The sequence below is a fragment of the Halomarina halobia genome, from assembly GCF_029338575.1.
GTDB classification, from domain to species: domain Archaea; phylum Halobacteriota; class Halobacteria; order Halobacteriales; family Haloarculaceae; genus Halomarina; species Halomarina halobia.
This window is the reverse complement of record NZ_CP119992.1, coordinates 2,658,291-2,674,923: the sequence shown is the minus strand read 5'-3', so window position 1 is coordinate 2,674,923 and position 16,633 is coordinate 2,658,291. Positions and strand designations below refer to the sequence as shown.

Genomic DNA, 16,633 nt, shown 5'->3' with positions numbered 1-16,633 from the left:
CGGTCTCAGCGCTGGTCGGGGTGGCAGAACGTCATCGCCTCGCGGACGGCGTCGTGTCCGCCGAGAAGCGTGATCCGGTCGCCGTGCTGGAGTTCGAAGTCGGCGTCGGGCACCTGCGCGTCGCCGTTGCGACTGACCAGCGCGATGAGACAGCCCCCCGGGAGTTCCGGGCCGACCTCGCGGACGGTGCGGCCGACGAGGTCGTCTGCCGTCACCTCGATCTCCTGGACGTCGCCCGTGTCGCCGAGGCCGGAGACCCAGTTGGCGAGCGCGGGGCGCTCGATGAGGTCGTCGAGCGCCTGGGCGGTCGCCATCGTCGGCGAGATGGTCTTCACGCCGAGATCCTCGAACGCCGCGACGTTGTTCGGGTTGTTCACCCGGGCGATGACCCGCTCGATCTCGAAGCGGGAGTTAGCGAGCTGTGCCGCGAGGAGGTTCACGTCGTCGTCACCGGTCGCGGCCACCAGGGTCTTCGCGTTTCCGGCGCCGGCCGCCTGGAGGACGTCGGTGTCGGTGCCGTCGCCGATGTGAACGGTGTGACCCGCGTTGCGGGCCGTCTCTACCATCTCTCCGTCGTTGTCGATGATGACGACGTTCTCTCCCCTGTCTTCGAGGCGCTCCGCGAGCGCGCGGCCCACGGTTCCGCCTCCGATGATGAGTACGCGCATGGGTATGACGTCGAGGAATTCCGCGATGTACCGCGAGAGTCCCCCCTCGAAGAGGACCGTCGTGAGGATGACGAGAAAGACCGTCCCGGCGAGGAGCGTCGCCGCGGCGGCCTGCCCCTCCGCCTGCAACTGGACCGCGAACAGCGTGGCGACGGACGCGGGGATGATACCGCGTGGAGCGACGAGGCTCATGAACACCCGCTCGTTGAGGGTGAACCGACCGCCGATCGTCGAGACGAACACGAGCGCCGGGCGAATGACGAGCGCGACCGCGAGGACGACCGCGATACCGCCCAGTCCGAGCTGGACGATGTCCGCGAACCGAATGAGCGCCCCGAGTGCGATGAAGACGAACGAGAGCACGATGAGCGAGAGATCGCCCTTGAAGTCCTCGATGTCCTCCTCGTACGGGATGTCGAGGTTCCCGAGGATGATCCCCGCGGTCGCGACGGCGGCGATGCCCGCCTCGCCGCGAACGATGTCGGCGGCACCGTAGGCGACGAGTGCGCCCGCGAGGACGAGCAGGCGGGCGTTCTGGGGCGCGTTGCCGGGCGAGAGATCGACGTACCGGAGGCCGAACCGCAGCGCCGCGGCCATGACGATGCCGACGAAGACACCCACCCCGAGCCGGACGACGAAGTCCTCGAGGAGCGTCGGCCCGGTGACGCTCTCCAGGACGACCGCCTCGAAGACGACGACGGCGATGATCGCCGCCGTCACGTCGTTGACGATGCCCTCGGTCTCCATCGCGGCCTCGACGCGGTTCCGCGCGGGCACCACCTCGAGGATGGGCGTGATGACCGTCGGACCCGTCGCGACCAGCAGCGCCCCGATGAGAAACGAGAGGTCCCACGGGGCGCCGAGGGCGTAGCGAACGACGACGGCGGTGCCGACCAGCGCGATGGTGGCCCCGACCGTCACCAGTCGGACCGTCTCGCGGGGGGCCTGGCGGAGCTTATCGACGTGGAGATGGAACGCCCCCTCGAAGACGATGATGGCGACCGAGAGCCCGACGATGGCGGGGAGCGCGTCGCCGAACGCTCCCCGGGAGATGAAGCCGATACCGGCCGGGCCGAGCCCGATACCCGCGAGTATGAGGAAGATGATACTCGGGATCCGGAAACGGTCGCCCAGTAGCTGGGCGATCACGCCGACCGCGATGATGACCGCCACGAGGGGGATCAGTTCGCTCGACACGGTGCTCTCTACGAGCGGTTGACGTCCGCACGTGCTTAAAGAACACCGGTACGCCCTTCGATTCTCCGTCGATGGTGACTGCGCGACGGCGACGAACCGTCGCGGACCGCCTTCGACGCCGTTCGCTCACGCCCGCTAACCGGCGCGAGCGCCCACGGGACCCCTCATCGATCGCGAACGTCGAGATAGCGGAGGACGCCGCGCGCGTTCATCCTCCCCTCACCGCGGGCCTTTCGCTCACCCCAGACGTCGCCCATGCGCGCCGCCGTCGCGTCGGCGAAGTGCTCGGCGACGGCCGCGTCGTCGCCGAGGTCCGCGCGGACCGCCTCGACCTCCGCCACCCAGTCGACGAGGCGGTTCGCGTACGCCGCGAGGTAGCCGTCGGCCGGAGCGGGACCGTAGTGGGCGTAGAGCAGCGTCTCGGGGTCGAGCGATTCGATCATCTCCACGTCGGCGAGGCTCTGATCGAAGTCGAAGTTCGGCGGCGGGGTGGTCGGCTCGACCGCGTCGATCGCCGGAACGTAGATGCCGGCGGCGTCGGCGGTGAAGACGGCGCTCGCGTCGGGGAGTTCGAACACCACCTGGTGGGGGGCGTGTCCCGGGGCGTGATGGACGCGGAGTTCGCGGTCGCCGAGGTCGATCGCGTCGCCGTCGGCGAGCGTCACGACGCGCTCCTCGGGGACGGGCAGCGGGTCGGCGTAGAACTCCCACTGATCGCCGACGGCGCGCTTCGTCCCCTCGACGAGCCGCTCCGGATCGACGAGGTGCGGCGCGCCGATCCCGTGGACGTGGACCGACGCGTTCGGGCACTCGCGGGCGAGGTAGCCCGCGCCGCCCGCGTGATCGAGGTGGACGTGAGTCGGCGCGATGACCGCGAGGTCCTCGGGCGCGATGCCGAGACGCTCCATCGCGGCGAGGACGGCCCCGTAGTGCGTCCCCATGCCGGTATCGACGACCGCGGGCCGCTCCGCGTCGACGACGTAGACCGCGCCGTACGCCGGTCTGTCGTACAGTCCCACGTCGACGTAGTAGCAGCCCTCACACGCCTCCGTTCCCACCTCGTACAGGTCGCCGATCGCCATGCGTGAGTGGGCGTCCCGGGGAGGCAAAAGCGGTTCGGCGAGCCTCAGACCGAGAGCCAGCCGCCGTCGACGGGGTACGTCTGTCCGGTGACGTAACTCGCGGCGTCGGACGCCAGAAACACCGCGATCCCCTTGAGCTCCTCCGCGCGGGCGAGCCGCCCCAGGAGGGTTCGGCGCTCGATCTCCTCCGTGAACGCGGCCATCTCCTCCTCGGAGACGTCGACGTCGGCGAACAGCGCCGTCTCGACGAAGCCGGGGGCGATGGCGTTCACGCGGACGCCGTGGGGCGCGAGCGAGACGGCCATGTCCCGGGTGAGGTTGACCACGCCGCCCTTCGCCGCGGTGTACGCCGGCGACGCGCCGTTGAAGCTCCCGACGAGGCCGTAGATCGAAGCCGTGCTCGTGATGCTGCCGCCGTCCCCCGATTCGATGAAGTGCTGCGCCGCCGCGCGCGCCGTGAGGAACACGCCCGTGAGGTTCACCTCGACGACGCGCCGCCAGTCGCCGAGGTCGTGCTCGGCGAGGGGCGCGATCGCGCCGCCGACGCCCGCGTTGGGGAAGACCGCGTCGAGCCCGCCCAACTCGTTCGCTGTCTGCTCGACGGCGGCGGCGACGTCCTCCTCGCTCGTGACGTCCGCCGGGACGGCGATGGCGTCGGTCGGGAGCAAGTCGGCGGTTCGGGTCGCCGCGTTCCCGTCCACGTCGACGCACGCGACCGCCGCGTCCGCCTCGGCGAGCCCCTCCGCGTACGCGCGGCCGATGCCGCTGCCCGCGCCGGTCACGAGCGCCGTCTGGCCGGTCAGGTCGAACAGCTCGGGAAGTGTCTTCGCCATGGCTGGTCGTACTTGGTCCCACAGCGACAAGAAACGCGCCGCTGCGAGGTGCACCGTGCGACGGGGAGGCGGGGATGCGACATGCCTTAGTCGCGTCCGGGGGAAGCGGAAGACATGTTGAGCAGGCAGTTCGTCCGGGATCACCCGGACGTCGTCCGCGAGGCCGTAGAGAAGCGCGGGATGGACGAGGAGGTGGACCTCGACGCGATCCTCGAGATCGACGAGGAGTGGCGCTCGCGCAAGGCGCGCGGCGACGACCTCCGCCACGAGCGCAACCAGGTCAGCCAGCGCATCGGCGACCTCAAGCGCGAGGGCGACGAGGAGGCGGCGCAGGAGGCCATCGACCGCTCGCAGGAACTCAAGGCGGAGCTGGAGGACGTGGAGGCGCGCGCCGACGGGCTAGAGGCCGACCTCGAGGCCGCCCTCCTCGAACTGCCCCAGGTGCCCCACGAGAGCGTGCCGCCGGGGGGGAGCGAGGCGGACAACGTCGAACTCCGGCGGGAGGGGTTCGGCGACCTGCGCGACCTCCCCGACCCCGTCGTGCCACACTACGAACTCGGCGAGCGGCTGCGGATCATCGACGAGGCGCGCGGCGCGAAGGTGAGCGGGAGCGGCTTCTACTTCCTCACGGGCGACGGCGCGCGCCTCGAACACGCGCTGATCCAGTTCATGCTCGACGTCCACCGCGAGCAGGGGTACGTGGACGTCTTCCCGCCCGTCCCGGTGAAGACGACCGCGATGCGCGGCACGGGGCAGCTGCCGAAGTTCAACGAGGACGCCTACCGAATCGGCGGCAGCGAGTTCGACGAGTACGACGACGAGGACCTCTGGCTCTGCCCCACCGCTGAGGTCCCCGTGACGAACATGTACGCGGACGAGATCCTCCTGCGCGAGGACCTCCCGCTGAAACACCAGGCCTACACGCCGAACTTCCGGCGCGAGGCGGGCGAGCACGGCACCGAGACCCGCGGCATCGTCCGCGTCCACCAGTTCAACAAGGTCGAACTCGTCAACTTCGTCGAACCCGAGGAGAGCTACGACCGCCTCGAGGGGCTGGTCGAGGAGGCCGAGGTCGTTCTGCGGCGGCTAGGGCTTCCCTACCGCGTGATCGAACTGTGCACGGGGGATCTGGGGTTCACCGCGGCGAAGACCTACGACGTCGAGGTGTGGGCACCCGGGGACGACATGCCCGACGGCCCCGAGGAGGGCGGCCGCTGGCTCGAGGTCTCCTCGGCGTCGAACTTCGAGGCGTTCCAGGCCCGGCGCGCGGGCCTGCGCTACCGCCCCGAGCGCCACGAGTCGGCGGCGTACCTACACACGCTCAACGCCTCGGGACTCGCCCTCCCGCGCGTGATGGTCGCCGTCCTCGAGTACTACCAGAACGACGACGGCACGGTCACGGTGCCCGAGGCGCTCCGTCCGTACATGGGCGGCCAGGCAGTCATCGAGGGCCACGAGCCGGTCGGCGAGAGCGCCCTCGGCGCGAACGGCGGGTAGGCCGAGCGCCGTTCCCGCCGCCGCGGAATCGCCGACAGGGGGATAGCCGGGCGCGAGCTACCTTCACTCGTGAACGAGACGACAGACAGGCTCGTCCGCCTCGGACTCGTCGCGCTCGCGGCGCTCCTGCTCGCGCCGCTGGTCGCGATGCTGCTCGGCGGCTGGCCGATGACGGGCGGCTGGATGATGGGTCCCGACGGGGGCTGGGGCGGCCACGGCGGGTGGATGATGGGTACTGGCACCGCCGGAACGTGGTGGTGGGTCGGCGGCCTCCTCTGGTCGCTCGGCCTGATCGCCGTCGTCGTCCTCGCGTACGGCCTGTTCCGGGGGGCGACCGCGACCCAGGACGACGCGCTCGCCGAACTCCGTCGGGCGTACGCGCGCGGGGACCTCAGCGACGAGGAGTACGATCGCCGACGGGAGCGCCTCGGCGGCGCGGACTGACGCCGGACTGACCGGACCGTCGAGTCGCCCCTCGTACCGGTCCTCGGGGTAGAAAGTACTTACCGATCGACGGAGAGGTCGGGGGTATGCTCCGACGCACGTTCCTCGTGACGTTTGCGTCCGGCGCCGCCGCCGGGTGCCTCGACGCGTCCGACACGACGGCCACGGACGGGGGGAACGAGACGCTCGGACTCCGGGCGACGAGCGACACGAACGGTACGAACGAGACCGAGAGCGCGACGGTGGAGCGACGGTACCGGCGGTGCGACCGGGTGATCGTCCCGTACGCGTCGCTGCCCGACGACGTGCGCGCCGAGTTCGACGCGGCGCGCGAGGACGGGCGGTACGCAACCGACGGGACGCTGTATCTCCTCCAGGCGCTCGACCCCTCCGTGTCGTACGTCGAGCGCGACGGGACGTACTACCGCCCCGACGTGACCCAGGAGGGCGGGGAGACGGTGCTGCGGGTCGCCGTCGAGGATCGACCGACGCTCCCGACGGGCCGGACGCTCACCGTCGGTAACGGCCGCGAGGAACCGGTGACGGCGGCGATCGCGGACGACGGCCGCACCGTCGCCGGCCCGGAGGTCGTCGAACCCGGCGCGATCACGTCCTTTCGAAGGGAGGTCGTCGGTACGTACGCGCTCAGGGTGCGCGGCGAGGACGGATTCGCGGAGACGGTGAAGTGGCCCGTCTCGGAGCGCTACGCCTGTCCGACGGTGGCCGTCACCGACGACGGCCTCGACGTGACGATGGAGGAGACGACGCTCGAGGGCTGCTGGTAGGTCGCGGGCCGGCAGCGATCACCGCGCGTACGTCGTCAGCCCCGCCAGCGCGCCGTCCTCGACCGCGAACACGTCCACGAACCGGAACCACTCCTCGCCGTCCTCGCGGAGGAGGCGTCCCCGCACCGCGACCCCCTCGCCGCTCGTACCGTCTTCGCCGTCCGCGCCCTCACCCGAGAAGACCGCGTCGAGGACGTGCGTCGTGTCGGGGTCGGGGCGCTCCTCGCGCATGAACCGGACGAACGCGTCCCGACCCTCGATGGTCCGGTCGGGGCGGTCGTGGACGAATCCGGGGGCGAGGACGGTCGCGAGCGCGTCGTAGTCGGCCTCGTCGATGGCGCGGTAGTACTCGCGGGCGAGGTCGGCGGCGTCCATGGTCGCGGAAGGACCCCCCGGGTGATGAATCCGGGTGGCCCACCGCGGATCGACGGCCGAGGACCGGCGACCGGACTCCTCCCCGCGAAACCTCCGTCGAAGCGTGAACCCCCTCCCGACCAATTTATTACTATATCACGTTGTCTGCATATTATGGCGAATGCGCTTCTGGTCACGGTCGGCTGTCTACGCGCGGATCACGTCGGGGCGTACGGGTACGACCGTCCGACGACGCCGACGCTCGACCGACTCGCCGCGGAGGGGATCGCGCTCGACGGCTACGCGAACAGTCCGGGGACGCGCCGGGCGCTCCGGACGATCCACACCGGCGCGTACAGTCCCCAGTTCGACGGCGTCGGACTCCCCGAGGGGATCGACTTCACCCTCGCCGGGACGTTTCGAAGCGTGGGCTACGACACCGCCGGGTTCGCGTTCAACGGCTCTCTGACGCGCGACGACGGCTACCAGCAGGGGTTCGACCGCTTCGACGACGTCTCGACGTTCCGCGAGACGGACATCGACGCGCTGGATCGGCTGAAGGTCCGCGCGATCGAGCACCTCCCGAACGGAGCGCTCCGGCGACTCGCGCCCGCGTTCTACCGGGTGCGCGGCGCGGTCAACGACGGACAGTACCGTCCGGTGGTCGTCGACGCGGCGGTCGTCGACGCGGCGCGCGACTGGATCCGTTCTCGTGAGGGCGACTGGTTCGCGTGGGTCCACCTGACGGACGCCCACACGCCGTACGCCCGGTGGGACGACCACCTCGCGGCGCTCCGCGGCGACACCGACGTCGAGCACGTCGTCGACCCGAGCCGACACCTCGAAGCGGGCGGTACGGTCGATCGGGCGGCGATCGACGCGTACGACGCGGGGATCCGCAGCGCGGACGCGCAGCTCGCCCGGCTCCTCGACGCCGTCGACGACGGGACGACCGTCGTCGTGACCGGTGATCGCGGCGAGGAGTTCGGTCGCTACCACGACGTCCACACCGCGAGCCTCCACAGTTCCGTGACGCAGGTCCCGTTCGTCGTGCGGTCGCCCGCACTCGTCGACGGCGCGAACGGACGGATCGAGGCGACCGCCCAGCACGTCGACGTCGCGCCGACGCTCGCCGACGCGACGGGCGTCTCGCGGCGGGAGCAGTGGGTCGGCAAGTCCGTCCTGATCCCCCAGTCCGACGCGGGGCCGATCCACCACGCCGTCGCCGACGTGGCGGGCGTTCGCGTCGGGGAGTGGAAGCTCATCGAGGAACGTGGAACGGACGAACCCGCGCTGTACCGGACGCCGTACGGCGAGCACGACGGCGCGCCGACCGAGGACGACCGACGCGCCGACCTCGTCCGCGCGTTCGAACGCCACCGATCGTGGTGCGAGGAGCACCGGCTCGGGGCCGGGAAGAGCGACGACTACGACGGGACGAACGTCTCGGAGCCGGTCGAGTCGAACCCGAGGGACCTCGGATACGTCGAGTGACCGCGAGCGCCGACGCCGTCGGGAACCCCGACACCGCCGGGGGCTCGCGTCGACCGTGCGCGCTCTCCCGGGCGCTCGGCCGTTCCGTAGCGGAGCCGCTTACGCGGCGCTTTTCCCCCCGCGCCCGCTACTCGCGGCGTGCACCTCCACGTCCGCTACGAGGGCGACGACGACCCGAAGAAGTGCAGCGCGCGCAAGCTCGCACGCTTCGACCTCGCCGAGTTGCACCGCTCCTCGCGCGCCACGCCGCCGGGAATCGTCCTGAACCCGTTCGCGGAGCGGGCGCTCTCGCCCGCCGACGGCCGCGAGCACGAGACCCTCGTCGCGCTCGACTGCTCGTGGGAGACGGCCGAGGCGGAGGCGTTCCGACTGCGCGGCGACCACCGCGCGCTCCCCTTCCTGGTCGCGGCGAACCCGGTCAGCTACGGGACGCCCTTCCGCCTCAACACCGTCGAGGCGTTCGCCGGCGCGCTGTGCATCCTGGGCGAGCGCGAGCACGCCGAGCGGATCCTCTCGAAGTTCCGCTGGGGGCACACCTTCCTCGAACTCAACGACGAACCGCTGCGGCGCTACGCCGACTGCGCGGACTCCTCTGCGGTCGTGGCCGTCCAGCGGGAGTACCTGGAGGCGGGCGAGGAGTAACGGCAATCGCGGACGGGGCGGGTTCAGTACCCGACGCGGTCCCGGAGGGCGGCGAAGCGCTTGCGAACGACCGTCGGCGGATCGATGCGGTCGAGTTCCGCGCCGAGGTCGACGGCGTCGAGCGCGGCCGCAGCATCGGGAGTGTCGGCCCTGCTCAGCGCGTTGTAGAGGTACGACAGGCGCAGGAGGTCGAGCGCCCGCTGGACGTCGGCGTCGGAGCGAACGCGGAACGTGGTCCACGTCGAGTGAGGAACGACGTGGTGGGCCTCGGTCCAGCCCGCGTCAACGAGGGCATCGTGGACGAGTTTGGGGAAGGCGATGTCGACGGTCCCCGTGTAGTGGACGTGTCCTACCTCGCGCTCGCCGAGTCGGAACTCACGACCGCCGTAGCGGTGGTCGGCGACGGTGATCCCCGGCCAGCGCGCGACCTCGCCGATGACCTCCTCGACGCGCGAGGAAGAATCTAGATTGGTATCGATACTCATACCGGAGATACGGCGTTCGCGGATATGAACGCAGTGCCGGCAGACTGCCGACTGACGGCGGTTTCGGGCGCTACCAGCGGAACCCCCGTGGGTCGGCCGGCGGCGCGAGGGGGCTGGTCGGCAACCCCTCGGACACGTCGGGGTCGTTGTACGCGCCGGGGGCGACGTCGTTCGGTCCGTCGGGATAGAGAACCGACGCGAGCGCCTGCGCCTGGCCGCGCCCCACGTCGAGTTCGAACTGCCCGCCGCCGTAGAGGTTCATCCCCCGATCGAGGGCGTACTCGACGCTGTCGAGCAGCGACTCGACGGTGCCGAACCGGGAGGGCTTGACGTTGAGCCACGACGGCTCGAACGGGAGTTCGCGGATGCTCTCGACGCCCGTGATCGGCGCGTCCCACGAGACGCGCTCGGCGGCGTCCGTCACGATCGACTCCGTCCCCTCGACGATCGCCGGGTCCTCGACGACCGCCTCGGGGAACCCGCGGATCACCCGCCGGTAGAGCGCCGGGTCGGGCGTCTGGTCGACCTCCGTCCCGTGGTACTGGCCCTTCAGGTCGAGGATGCGCACCCGCCCCGTGGCCGCCAGCGCGTCGACGAGACCGTCGCCCCACTCGCTCGTCGGGTCGAGTTTGAACTCCGTGTCGGGGTAGCGCTCGAGGAGCGCCTCGACGCGGGCGACGGAGGGCGGCTCGCCGAGGCGCGTGCTCACGACGAACCTGACGGAGTCGTACGTCAGGTCGAGCGCGCTCGCGAGGTCGGCGTCGGCCTGCCGGAGCGCCAGGTCGAGCGCCGCGCTCTCGACCGCCCACCGGCGGTAGTGGTACCCCGTCTCCCGCTCGGGGGGCTCGGGGAAGAGCGCCTCGTCGTCCAGCGAGTCGGAGAACTCCGCGAACGTGTACTCGCCCGCGAGGTCCGCGTCGATCCCCGACCGGGCGAGGCGCTCGTGGTCCTCGGCGTCGTAGGTCACGTCCTCGCCCTTCCCCGTCTCGCCCCCGCCGCGGAGTGCGAACGTGGTCGTCGTGCGGTCGAACCCGGACGACGTCGCGCGCGTCTGCGTCGAGCGATCGTGGCCCTCTATCACCAGCGGGAGGTCGGCGAGGCGGTCGAACAGCGCCATACCGTCGAAAGGGCGGCGAGCCCCTTAGGTGCCCGCGTACCGTCGGTGGGCGACTCGCAATCCTTAACCGCGAGTATCGAGACGTTCGCACATGGCCAGTTTCCCGGAAGCAGAGAAGCGACTCCTCCAGAAGCAGATCTGCATGCGCTGTAACGCCCGCAACCCGCCGCGCGCGAAGCGCTGTCGCAAGTGCGGCTACAAGCACCTCCGCCAGAAGGCGAAGGAGCGCCGCGCGGTCTAAAACCACCTTTTGCTACGGTCGCCTGTCAGCGACACGCTTCACGGTCGCTGACGGCTCCCTGGCAAAATCTGGACCAAAAGCCTCGTTGTTCCCTTCGGTGACTCCTCGGCCCGCTCGTTCGCGCCTGCGGCGCTCACTCACGGCTGCCGCGCTGGCGTCAGCGGTGTTCAGGTTGCCCAGAGCGTTCGCTCCGTCCGTACCTTTATACCCGAGAGCGGGACCAGAGGCCCCCGTGACGTAACGTTCGTCGCGGGGTGCTCCGCGGTTGCGCGACCCCACACCCTGCGGGCAGCCCGCGGGGTCGCCTGCACGCCCACCTTTTACTGCGTTCACGAGAGCGAAGCTCTCGTGCAGCCAACCAGAACGCGGAGCGTTCTGGTGACGGTCGCCGGGCCCGACACGCTTCGCGGTCGCGCCCGACTCCCTGGTAAAAGCTGGACCAAAACCGCGTCTCACCCCCTCAGTCGCTCCGCTCCTTCGAGAGTTCGACGCGTCCGCTCGCTCGCCAGCGTCGCTGGCTCGCTCACGGATGCCACGCTGGCGACGGCGGTGGGATGGTTCGTCAGCGGCGCTGCTCCCCGGCGGAATCGAGGGGTCGTGAGCAAAGCGAACGAGAGCAGGCAGACGCTTCGCGTCCCGGCGTAGGCGAGCGTTCTCGGGGCAGGGGATCGACGGTTTTGCGAGCCGGGCGGGACTAGAGGGATCGCTGGAAGCCCGTCGATGGCCGGCGACAGCGCGAGCGGAACGCGGCGAGACGAGCGGAGCGAGTCTCACCCACTCAGTACTGCAGCGGAGCGGGGAGCGTGGCGAGCCGCCCGCAGCGAGAGACGTGCGAACGGCGCGAAGCGCCGTGAGCAGGGTCGTGAGCGCGAGGGCTTCGGAGGTGTTCGCGTCGCCGTTCGACGGGTCGAGGTCCCCGACGAGCGGTCAGCGCGTCGTTCACCTTCACTCCGCGAGCGCACCGCTGAAGTACGTCCGTCTCCACCCTCAGGCAATGAGCGACACAGGCTCCGGCCCGCTCCAGCCGGACCGTCCCGGACTCGACAGACCGTTTCGCGTGGACGCGCCGTTCGAGCCGGCGGGCGATCAACCGGAAGCTATCGAGCAGTTGGCGTCCGGATACGAGAGCGGGATGCGCGAGCAGACCCTCCTCGGCGTGACGGGGTCGGGGAAGACCAACACCGTCGCGTGGGTTATCGAGGAGGTGCAGAAGCCGACGCTGGTGCTCGCACACAACAAGACGCTCGCGGCCCAGCTCTACGACGAGTTCCGGTCGCTGTTCCCCGACAACGCGGTCGAGTACTTCGTCTCCTACTACGACTACTACCAGCCGGAGGCGTACGTCGAGCAGACGGACACCTACATCGACAAGGACGCCTCGATCAACGACGAGATCGACCGGCTGCGCCACTCCGCGACGCGCTCGCTGCTCACCCGCGACGACGTGATCGTGGTCGCCTCCGTGTCGGCGATCTACGGCCTCGGCGACCCGCGCAACTACGAGGACATGGCGCTGCGTCTCGAGGTCGGCCAGGAGATCGACCGCGACGAGTTGCTGGGCCGACTCGTGGACCTCAACTACGAGCGCAACGACGTGGACTTCACGCAGGGGGCGTTCCGCGTTCGCGGGGACACCGTCGAGGTGTTCCCCATGTACGGGCGCTACGCCGTCCGGATCGAGTTCTGGGGCGACGAGATCGACCGGATGCAGAAGATCGACACGCTGGAGGGGGAGTCGAGGGGCGAACAGCGGGCCGTGCTCGTCCACCCCGCGGAGCACTACTCGATCCCCGAGGACCGACTGGAACGCGCGATCGGCGAGATCGAGGAACTGATGCACGAGCGCGTGCGGTACTTCGAGCGCCAGGGCGACCTGCTCGCCGCCCAGCGCATCGAGGAGCGCACCACCTTCGACCTCGAGATGCTGCGGGAGGCGGGGTACTGCTCGGGCATCGAGAACTACTCCGTCCACCTCTCGGATCGGGACTCCGGCGACGCGCCGTACACCCTGCTCGATTACTTCCCCGACGACTTCCTCACCGTCGTCGACGAGTCGCACGTGACGCTCCCGCAGGTGAAGGGCCAGTTCGCCGGCGACAAGTCGCGCAAGGACTCGCTCGTGGAGAACGGCTTTCGCCTCCCGACGGCGTACGACAACCGCCCGCTCACCTTCGAGGAGTTCGAGGAGCGGGCCGGCGACCTGCTCTACGTGAGCGCGACGCCGGGGGACTACGAGCGCGAGCGCAGCGAGCAGGTGGTCGAGCAGATCGTCCGCCCCACCCACCTCGTGGACCCGCGGGTGGAGGTCTCGCCCGCGGAGGGACAGGTGGACGACCTCATGGCGCGCATCGACGGGCGCGTGGCCGACGACGAGCGCGTGCTGGTGACCACGCTGACCAAGCGCATGGCCGAGGACCTCACCGAGTACCTAGAGGAGGCGGGCGTCGCCGTCGAGTACATGCACGACGAGACGGACACCCTGGAGCGCCACGAACTCGTCCGCGGTCTCCGACTGGGGGAGTTCGACGTCCTCGTCGGCATCAACCTCCTCCGGGAGGGCCTCGACATCCCCGAGGTGTCGCTCGTCGCCGTCCTCGACGCCGACCAGCAGGGGTTCCTGCGCTCGACGACCACCCTGATCCAGACGATGGGTCGGGCCGCCCGCAACGTCAACGGCGAGGTGGTGCTGTACGCCGACGAGACGACCGACGCGATGGCCGACGCGATCGAGGAGACCCGGCGACGCCGCGAGATCCAGCGCGAGTTCAACGAGGAGCACGGCCACACCCCCCGGACCATCGACAAGGCGGTCGGCGAGACGAACCTCCCGGGGAGCAAGACGGACACCAGTTCCGTGGCGGGCGTCGAGCCCGACAGCCCCGAGGAGGCCGAGGAGTACGTCGCCGAACTCGAAGCCCGGATGCGCGAGGCGGCGGAGAACCTGGAGTTCGAACTCGCCGCCGACATCCGCGACCGCATCCGGGAGGTGCGGCGGGCGTACGAACTTGACCGGGAGGACGATGGCGTCCCCGCCCCGGAGGGCGAGTTCTAGGCGCGAGGAACCGCGACACCGCTTCCGACGGAACGGACCCCGGACGGCTACCTACGACGATCGAGGAGTGCGACCACGCGCGAGGACTACCGCTCGACGGCCTCCTCGTCGATCTTCCCGGTATCGTCCTCGATCTCGATCGGAATCGCGTCGGCGTCGAACTCCCCCGCGAAGTCGTCGAGCCCGAGCAGTTCGCGCGTCTCGGCGTCGAACGCCCGGCCCTCGAGGACCGGCGCGCCGTCGCGCGCGTCGCTCCCCGAGAGGTGCCTGCCGTAGCGCCCGAGCAGCGAGGTGAGCTCCTGCGGGAGGACGACCGTGGTGGAGGGCGACCGGCCGATGCGCTCGAGCGTCTCCATGCCCTTCTCGACGATGGCGCGCTCGCCCATCGACTCGGCCGCCCTGGCGCGGAGGACGGTCGAGACGGCGTCGCCCTGGGCCTCGAGGACACGCGCGCGCTTCTCGCCCTGCGCGCGGATGACGTTCGCCCGCTTCGCGCCCTCGGCGCGCTCGATGGCGCTGACCCGCTCGCCCTGGGCCTCGAGGATCATGGCGCGGCGGCGGCGCTCGGCGGCGCTCTGCTGCTCCATCGCGTCGACGACGCCCGAACTGGGTCGCACCTCGCGCACCTCGACCGCCTCGACGCGCACGCCCCACGCGTCGGTCGGCTCGTCCAGCTGCTCCTGGATCCGGGCGTTGATCGCCTCCCGACGGGAGAGCGTGTCGTCGAGGTCCATGTCGCCGAGCACCGCCCGGAGGGTGGTCTGGGCGAGGTAGAGCGTCGCCCGGCGGTAGTCGTCCACGCCGAGGAACGCCCGCTCGGCGTCCACGACGCGCACGTAGAGGACGGCGTCGGCCCTGACCGGCGAGTTGTCGCGGGTGATTGCCTCCTGGGTCGGTACGTCGAGCGCCTCCGTCCGCACGTCGAACCGGTAGGTGCGCGAGACGAACGGCGGGACGAAGTGGAGACCCGGGGCGAGCAACCCCCGATACGCGCCGAAGACGGTGAGCGCGCGCCGCTCGTACGCCTGCACGAGTTCGACCGCGCTCACGACGGTGGCGACGGCGAGTAGGAGAGAGAGGGCGACCGCGAAGACGGCGAAACTGACGAACCCCGCGACGTACGCGACCCCCAGCGCGGCGAGGGCCGCGACCCCGACGGCGGGCCGACCGGCCCCGCTCGGTCTGGGTCCCTCGACGGCGTTCAGCCACGCCGAGGCCCGCCCGAGTTCGTAGAACACGCCGCGCTGACTCATGTCCGAGGATTCGACCGAGACGGGGGTAAACGTTTCGGGCGAGTTACCTGTCACGCGTCCGCCGACGGCCGGCGGCGAGCGATTCCGAGGGGACCACCGGGACATCGCGCGACGGCTAGTACCCCTAGCTTATGCCCCGTGCCAACATGTCTAGTAGCGATGAACGTCGTCTTGCACTGTTCGAGCGGATCGGACGACGACCGGGGACACGCGCTCGCGAACGCGCGCAACCTCCTGGGCGACGACACCGTCCCCCTGGAGTCGGTCGCCTTCGTCGCCAACGGCGACGCCGTGTGGATGCTCGTCGAGGGATCGACGCACGCCGACGACGTGGCCGACCTCGACGGTGCCGTCGACTTCTACGCCTGCGGCAACTCGCTGCGGACGCGGGAGATCCCGACGGCCGACCTGCTCGCGGGCGTCGAACCCGGTAGTTCGGGGATCGGCACGGTCTCGAAGTTGCAGGCGTCGGGGTACCACTACGTCAAGGTCCCCTGACGGGTCGGGCGCGGCGACCGGACATCACACTATGACGATCCGCGGACTCCACCACGTGACGGCCTTCACCGAGTCGCTCGACCGCAACCTCGCGTTCTACCGGGACCTGCTCGGCCTGCGCCTCGTGAAGCAGACCGTCGCCACAGATGACCCGTACGCGCACCACCTCTACTACGGTAACGGGACCGGCGCGCCCGGAACGATCCTGACCTTCTCGCCGTGGTCCGACGCCGACGACGTCGAACAGCCCACGACGGGCGAAGTGACCGCCTTCGGGTTCGTCGTCCCGCCACAGTCCCACGGGTACTGGATCGATCGCCTCCGCGCCCACGGCGTCGAAGTGACCCGCGGCGAGCGGTTCGATCTGCCCGTGCTCTCGTTCACCGACCCCGACGGCCTCTCGCTGGAACTCGTGGCGGTCGACGGCGGCGTCGAGCCGTGGACCGGCGGGAGCGTCCCGACGACCGAGGCCGTTCGCGGGCTCTTCGGCGTCACCGTCGCCGTGGAGGACCCCGAGGCGACGGCGCGGTTCGTGGAGGACTCGCTGGGGTACGCGCTCGACGGGACGGACGGGGACCGCCTGCGCTACCGGAGCGTCGGGCGCGTGGGAAGCGTCCTCGACATCGTCCGCCGGGTCGAGACGGGGCCCGCGCCGGTCGGCCCGGGGCACGTTCACCACGTCGCGTTCCGCGTCGAGTCGGCGGCCGAGCAGGCCGAACTGGGCGAGGCCATCGCCGCGCTCGGGACGAACGTCTCGCCCGTGGTCGACCGACGGTACTTCCGGTCGCTCTACTTCCGCGAACCCGGCGGGTGCGCGTTCGAACTCGCGACCGACGACCCCGGCTTCACCGTCGACGAGGAGCCGAGCGAACTCGGGCGCGAGCTGATGCTCCCCGTCTGGCTGGAGGATCGACGCGAGGACGTGGAGGCGCACCTCTCGCCGTTCCCCGCCGAGCGCGGGACGGCGGACGCGGACTGACGGGGGCTCGCC

The 16,633-nt window shown here is 70.5% G+C and carries 16 protein-coding genes; 9 read left to right on the top strand and 7 right to left on the bottom strand.

The window, feature by feature from the left end; translation table 11 throughout:
* Positions 1-5: 5 nt before the first annotated feature.
* The 3 genes from P1K31_RS14130 to P1K31_RS14120 form a co-directional block, all read right to left on the bottom strand.
* Positions 6-1,865 carry a cation:proton antiporter domain-containing protein gene (locus P1K31_RS14130; RefSeq protein ID WP_276303971.1) on the bottom strand — a complete coding sequence of 620 codons (1,860 nt, stop codon included), beginning with the start codon at positions 1,863-1,865 and terminating at the stop codon, positions 6-8.
* Between the two features lie 164 nt (positions 1,866-2,029).
* Positions 2,030-2,947 carry an MBL fold metallo-hydrolase gene (locus P1K31_RS14125; RefSeq protein WP_276303970.1) on the bottom strand — a complete coding sequence of 306 codons (918 nt, stop codon included), beginning with the start codon at positions 2,945-2,947 and terminating at the stop codon, positions 2,030-2,032.
* A 44-nt stretch (positions 2,948-2,991) separates the two neighbouring features.
* Positions 2,992-3,780, bottom strand: coding sequence for an SDR family NAD(P)-dependent oxidoreductase (locus tag P1K31_RS14120; RefSeq protein WP_276303969.1), 789 nt, complete (start codon positions 3,778-3,780; stop codon positions 2,992-2,994).
* A gap of 114 nt (positions 3,781-3,894) precedes the next feature.
* Here P1K31_RS14120 and serS point away from each other — a divergent pair, with 114 nt between their 5' ends.
* From serS to P1K31_RS14105, 3 genes are all read left to right on the top strand, one after another.
* Positions 3,895-5,277, top strand: coding sequence for a serine--tRNA ligase (serS, locus tag P1K31_RS14115; RefSeq protein ID WP_276303968.1), 1,383 nt, complete (start codon positions 3,895-3,897; stop codon positions 5,275-5,277).
* Between the two features lie 69 nt (positions 5,278-5,346).
* Positions 5,347-5,721: an SHOCT domain-containing protein gene (locus tag P1K31_RS14110; protein WP_276303967.1), complete on the top strand. Its 375-nt coding sequence runs from the start codon at positions 5,347-5,349 to the stop codon at positions 5,719-5,721.
* Positions 5,722-5,807: 86 nt separating this feature from the next.
* On the top strand, positions 5,808-6,506 hold the full coding sequence (locus tag P1K31_RS14105; protein WP_276303966.1) for a hypothetical protein: 699 nt from the start codon (positions 5,808-5,810) through the stop codon (positions 6,504-6,506).
* 18 nt (positions 6,507-6,524) lie between these two features.
* Here the strand turns inward: P1K31_RS14105 and P1K31_RS14100 are convergent, their stop codons facing one another.
* Positions 6,525-6,881: a nuclear transport factor 2 family protein gene (locus P1K31_RS14100; RefSeq protein ID WP_276303965.1), complete on the bottom strand. Its 357-nt coding sequence runs from the start codon at positions 6,879-6,881 to the stop codon at positions 6,525-6,527.
* A 153-nt stretch (positions 6,882-7,034) separates the two neighbouring features.
* Between P1K31_RS14100 and P1K31_RS14095 the strand changes: the two genes are divergently transcribed.
* Both P1K31_RS14095 and P1K31_RS14090 read left to right on the top strand, forming a co-directional pair.
* Positions 7,035-8,354: a sulfatase gene (locus tag P1K31_RS14095; protein WP_276303964.1), complete on the top strand. Its 1,320-nt coding sequence runs from the start codon at positions 7,035-7,037 to the stop codon at positions 8,352-8,354.
* Between the two features lie 138 nt (positions 8,355-8,492).
* Entirely contained in the window at positions 8,493-8,996 is a 504-nt protein-coding gene (locus tag P1K31_RS14090; protein WP_276303963.1) for a DUF367 family protein, read from the top strand.
* Between the two features lie 23 nt (positions 8,997-9,019).
* Here the strand turns inward: P1K31_RS14090 and P1K31_RS14085 are convergent, their stop codons facing one another.
* Positions 9,020-9,481, bottom strand: a complete 462-nt coding sequence (locus P1K31_RS14085; protein WP_276303962.1) for a luciferase domain-containing protein — start codon at positions 9,479-9,481, stop codon at positions 9,020-9,022.
* Between the two features lie 70 nt (positions 9,482-9,551).
* Positions 9,552-10,598, bottom strand: coding sequence for a hypothetical protein (locus P1K31_RS14080; RefSeq protein WP_276303961.1), 1,047 nt, complete (start codon positions 10,596-10,598; stop codon positions 9,552-9,554).
* Positions 10,599-10,689: 91 nt separating this feature from the next.
* Here P1K31_RS14080 and P1K31_RS14075 point away from each other — a divergent pair, with 91 nt between their 5' ends.
* A complete protein-coding gene (locus P1K31_RS14075; RefSeq protein ID WP_276303960.1) occupies positions 10,690-10,839 on the top strand; it encodes a 50S ribosomal protein L40e in 150 nt (49 codons plus the stop codon).
* A 994-nt stretch (positions 10,840-11,833) separates the two neighbouring features.
* Entirely contained in the window at positions 11,834-13,891 is a 2,058-nt protein-coding gene (gene uvrB, locus P1K31_RS14070; RefSeq protein ID WP_276303959.1) for an excinuclease ABC subunit UvrB, read from the top strand.
* 86 nt (positions 13,892-13,977) lie between these two features.
* On the opposite strand, the gene P1K31_RS14065 is transcribed toward uvrB, so the two are convergent.
* Positions 13,978-15,144 carry an SPFH domain-containing protein gene (locus P1K31_RS14065; protein WP_276303958.1) on the bottom strand — a complete coding sequence of 389 codons (1,167 nt, stop codon included), beginning with the start codon at positions 15,142-15,144 and terminating at the stop codon, positions 13,978-13,980.
* Positions 15,145-15,303: 159 nt separating this feature from the next.
* Here P1K31_RS14065 and P1K31_RS14060 point away from each other — a divergent pair, with 159 nt between their 5' ends.
* Both P1K31_RS14060 and P1K31_RS14055 read left to right on the top strand, forming a co-directional pair.
* Complete coding sequence (locus P1K31_RS14060; RefSeq protein ID WP_276303957.1) at positions 15,304-15,642, top strand: DsrE family protein; 339 nt, start codon at positions 15,304-15,306, stop codon at positions 15,640-15,642.
* A gap of 31 nt (positions 15,643-15,673) precedes the next feature.
* Positions 15,674-16,621, top strand: coding sequence for a ring-cleaving dioxygenase (locus tag P1K31_RS14055; RefSeq protein ID WP_276303956.1), 948 nt, complete (start codon positions 15,674-15,676; stop codon positions 16,619-16,621).
* The last annotated feature ends 12 nt before the right edge of the window (positions 16,622-16,633 follow it).

Coding starts and splice junctions, on each gene's coding strand:
- P1K31_RS14060 (WP_276303957.1), top strand. CDS start 15,304: ATGAACGTCGTCTTGCACTGTTCGAGCGGATCGGACGACGACCGGGGA.
- serS (WP_276303968.1), top strand. CDS start 3,895: ATGTTGAGCAGGCAGTTCGTCCGGGATCACCCGGACGTCGTCCGCGAG.
- P1K31_RS14100 (WP_276303965.1), bottom strand. CDS start 6,881: ATGGACGCCGCCGACCTCGCCCGCGAGTACTACCGCGCCATCGACGAG.
- P1K31_RS14055 (WP_276303956.1), top strand. CDS start 15,674: ATGACGATCCGCGGACTCCACCACGTGACGGCCTTCACCGAGTCGCTC.
- P1K31_RS14125 (WP_276303970.1), bottom strand. CDS start 2,947: ATGGCGATCGGCGACCTGTACGAGGTGGGAACGGAGGCGTGTGAGGGC.
- P1K31_RS14085 (WP_276303962.1), bottom strand. CDS start 9,481: ATGAGTATCGATACCAATCTAGATTCTTCCTCGCGCGTCGAGGAGGTC.
- P1K31_RS14065 (WP_276303958.1), bottom strand. CDS start 15,144: ATGAGTCAGCGCGGCGTGTTCTACGAACTCGGGCGGGCCTCGGCGTGG.
- P1K31_RS14105 (WP_276303966.1), top strand. CDS start 5,808: ATGCTCCGACGCACGTTCCTCGTGACGTTTGCGTCCGGCGCCGCCGCC.
- P1K31_RS14095 (WP_276303964.1), top strand. CDS start 7,035: ATGGCGAATGCGCTTCTGGTCACGGTCGGCTGTCTACGCGCGGATCAC.
- uvrB (WP_276303959.1), top strand. CDS start 11,834: ATGAGCGACACAGGCTCCGGCCCGCTCCAGCCGGACCGTCCCGGACTC.
- P1K31_RS14120 (WP_276303969.1), bottom strand. CDS start 3,780: ATGGCGAAGACACTTCCCGAGCTGTTCGACCTGACCGGCCAGACGGCG.
- P1K31_RS14075 (WP_276303960.1), top strand. CDS start 10,690: ATGGCCAGTTTCCCGGAAGCAGAGAAGCGACTCCTCCAGAAGCAGATC.
- P1K31_RS14080 (WP_276303961.1), bottom strand. CDS start 10,598: ATGGCGCTGTTCGACCGCCTCGCCGACCTCCCGCTGGTGATAGAGGGC.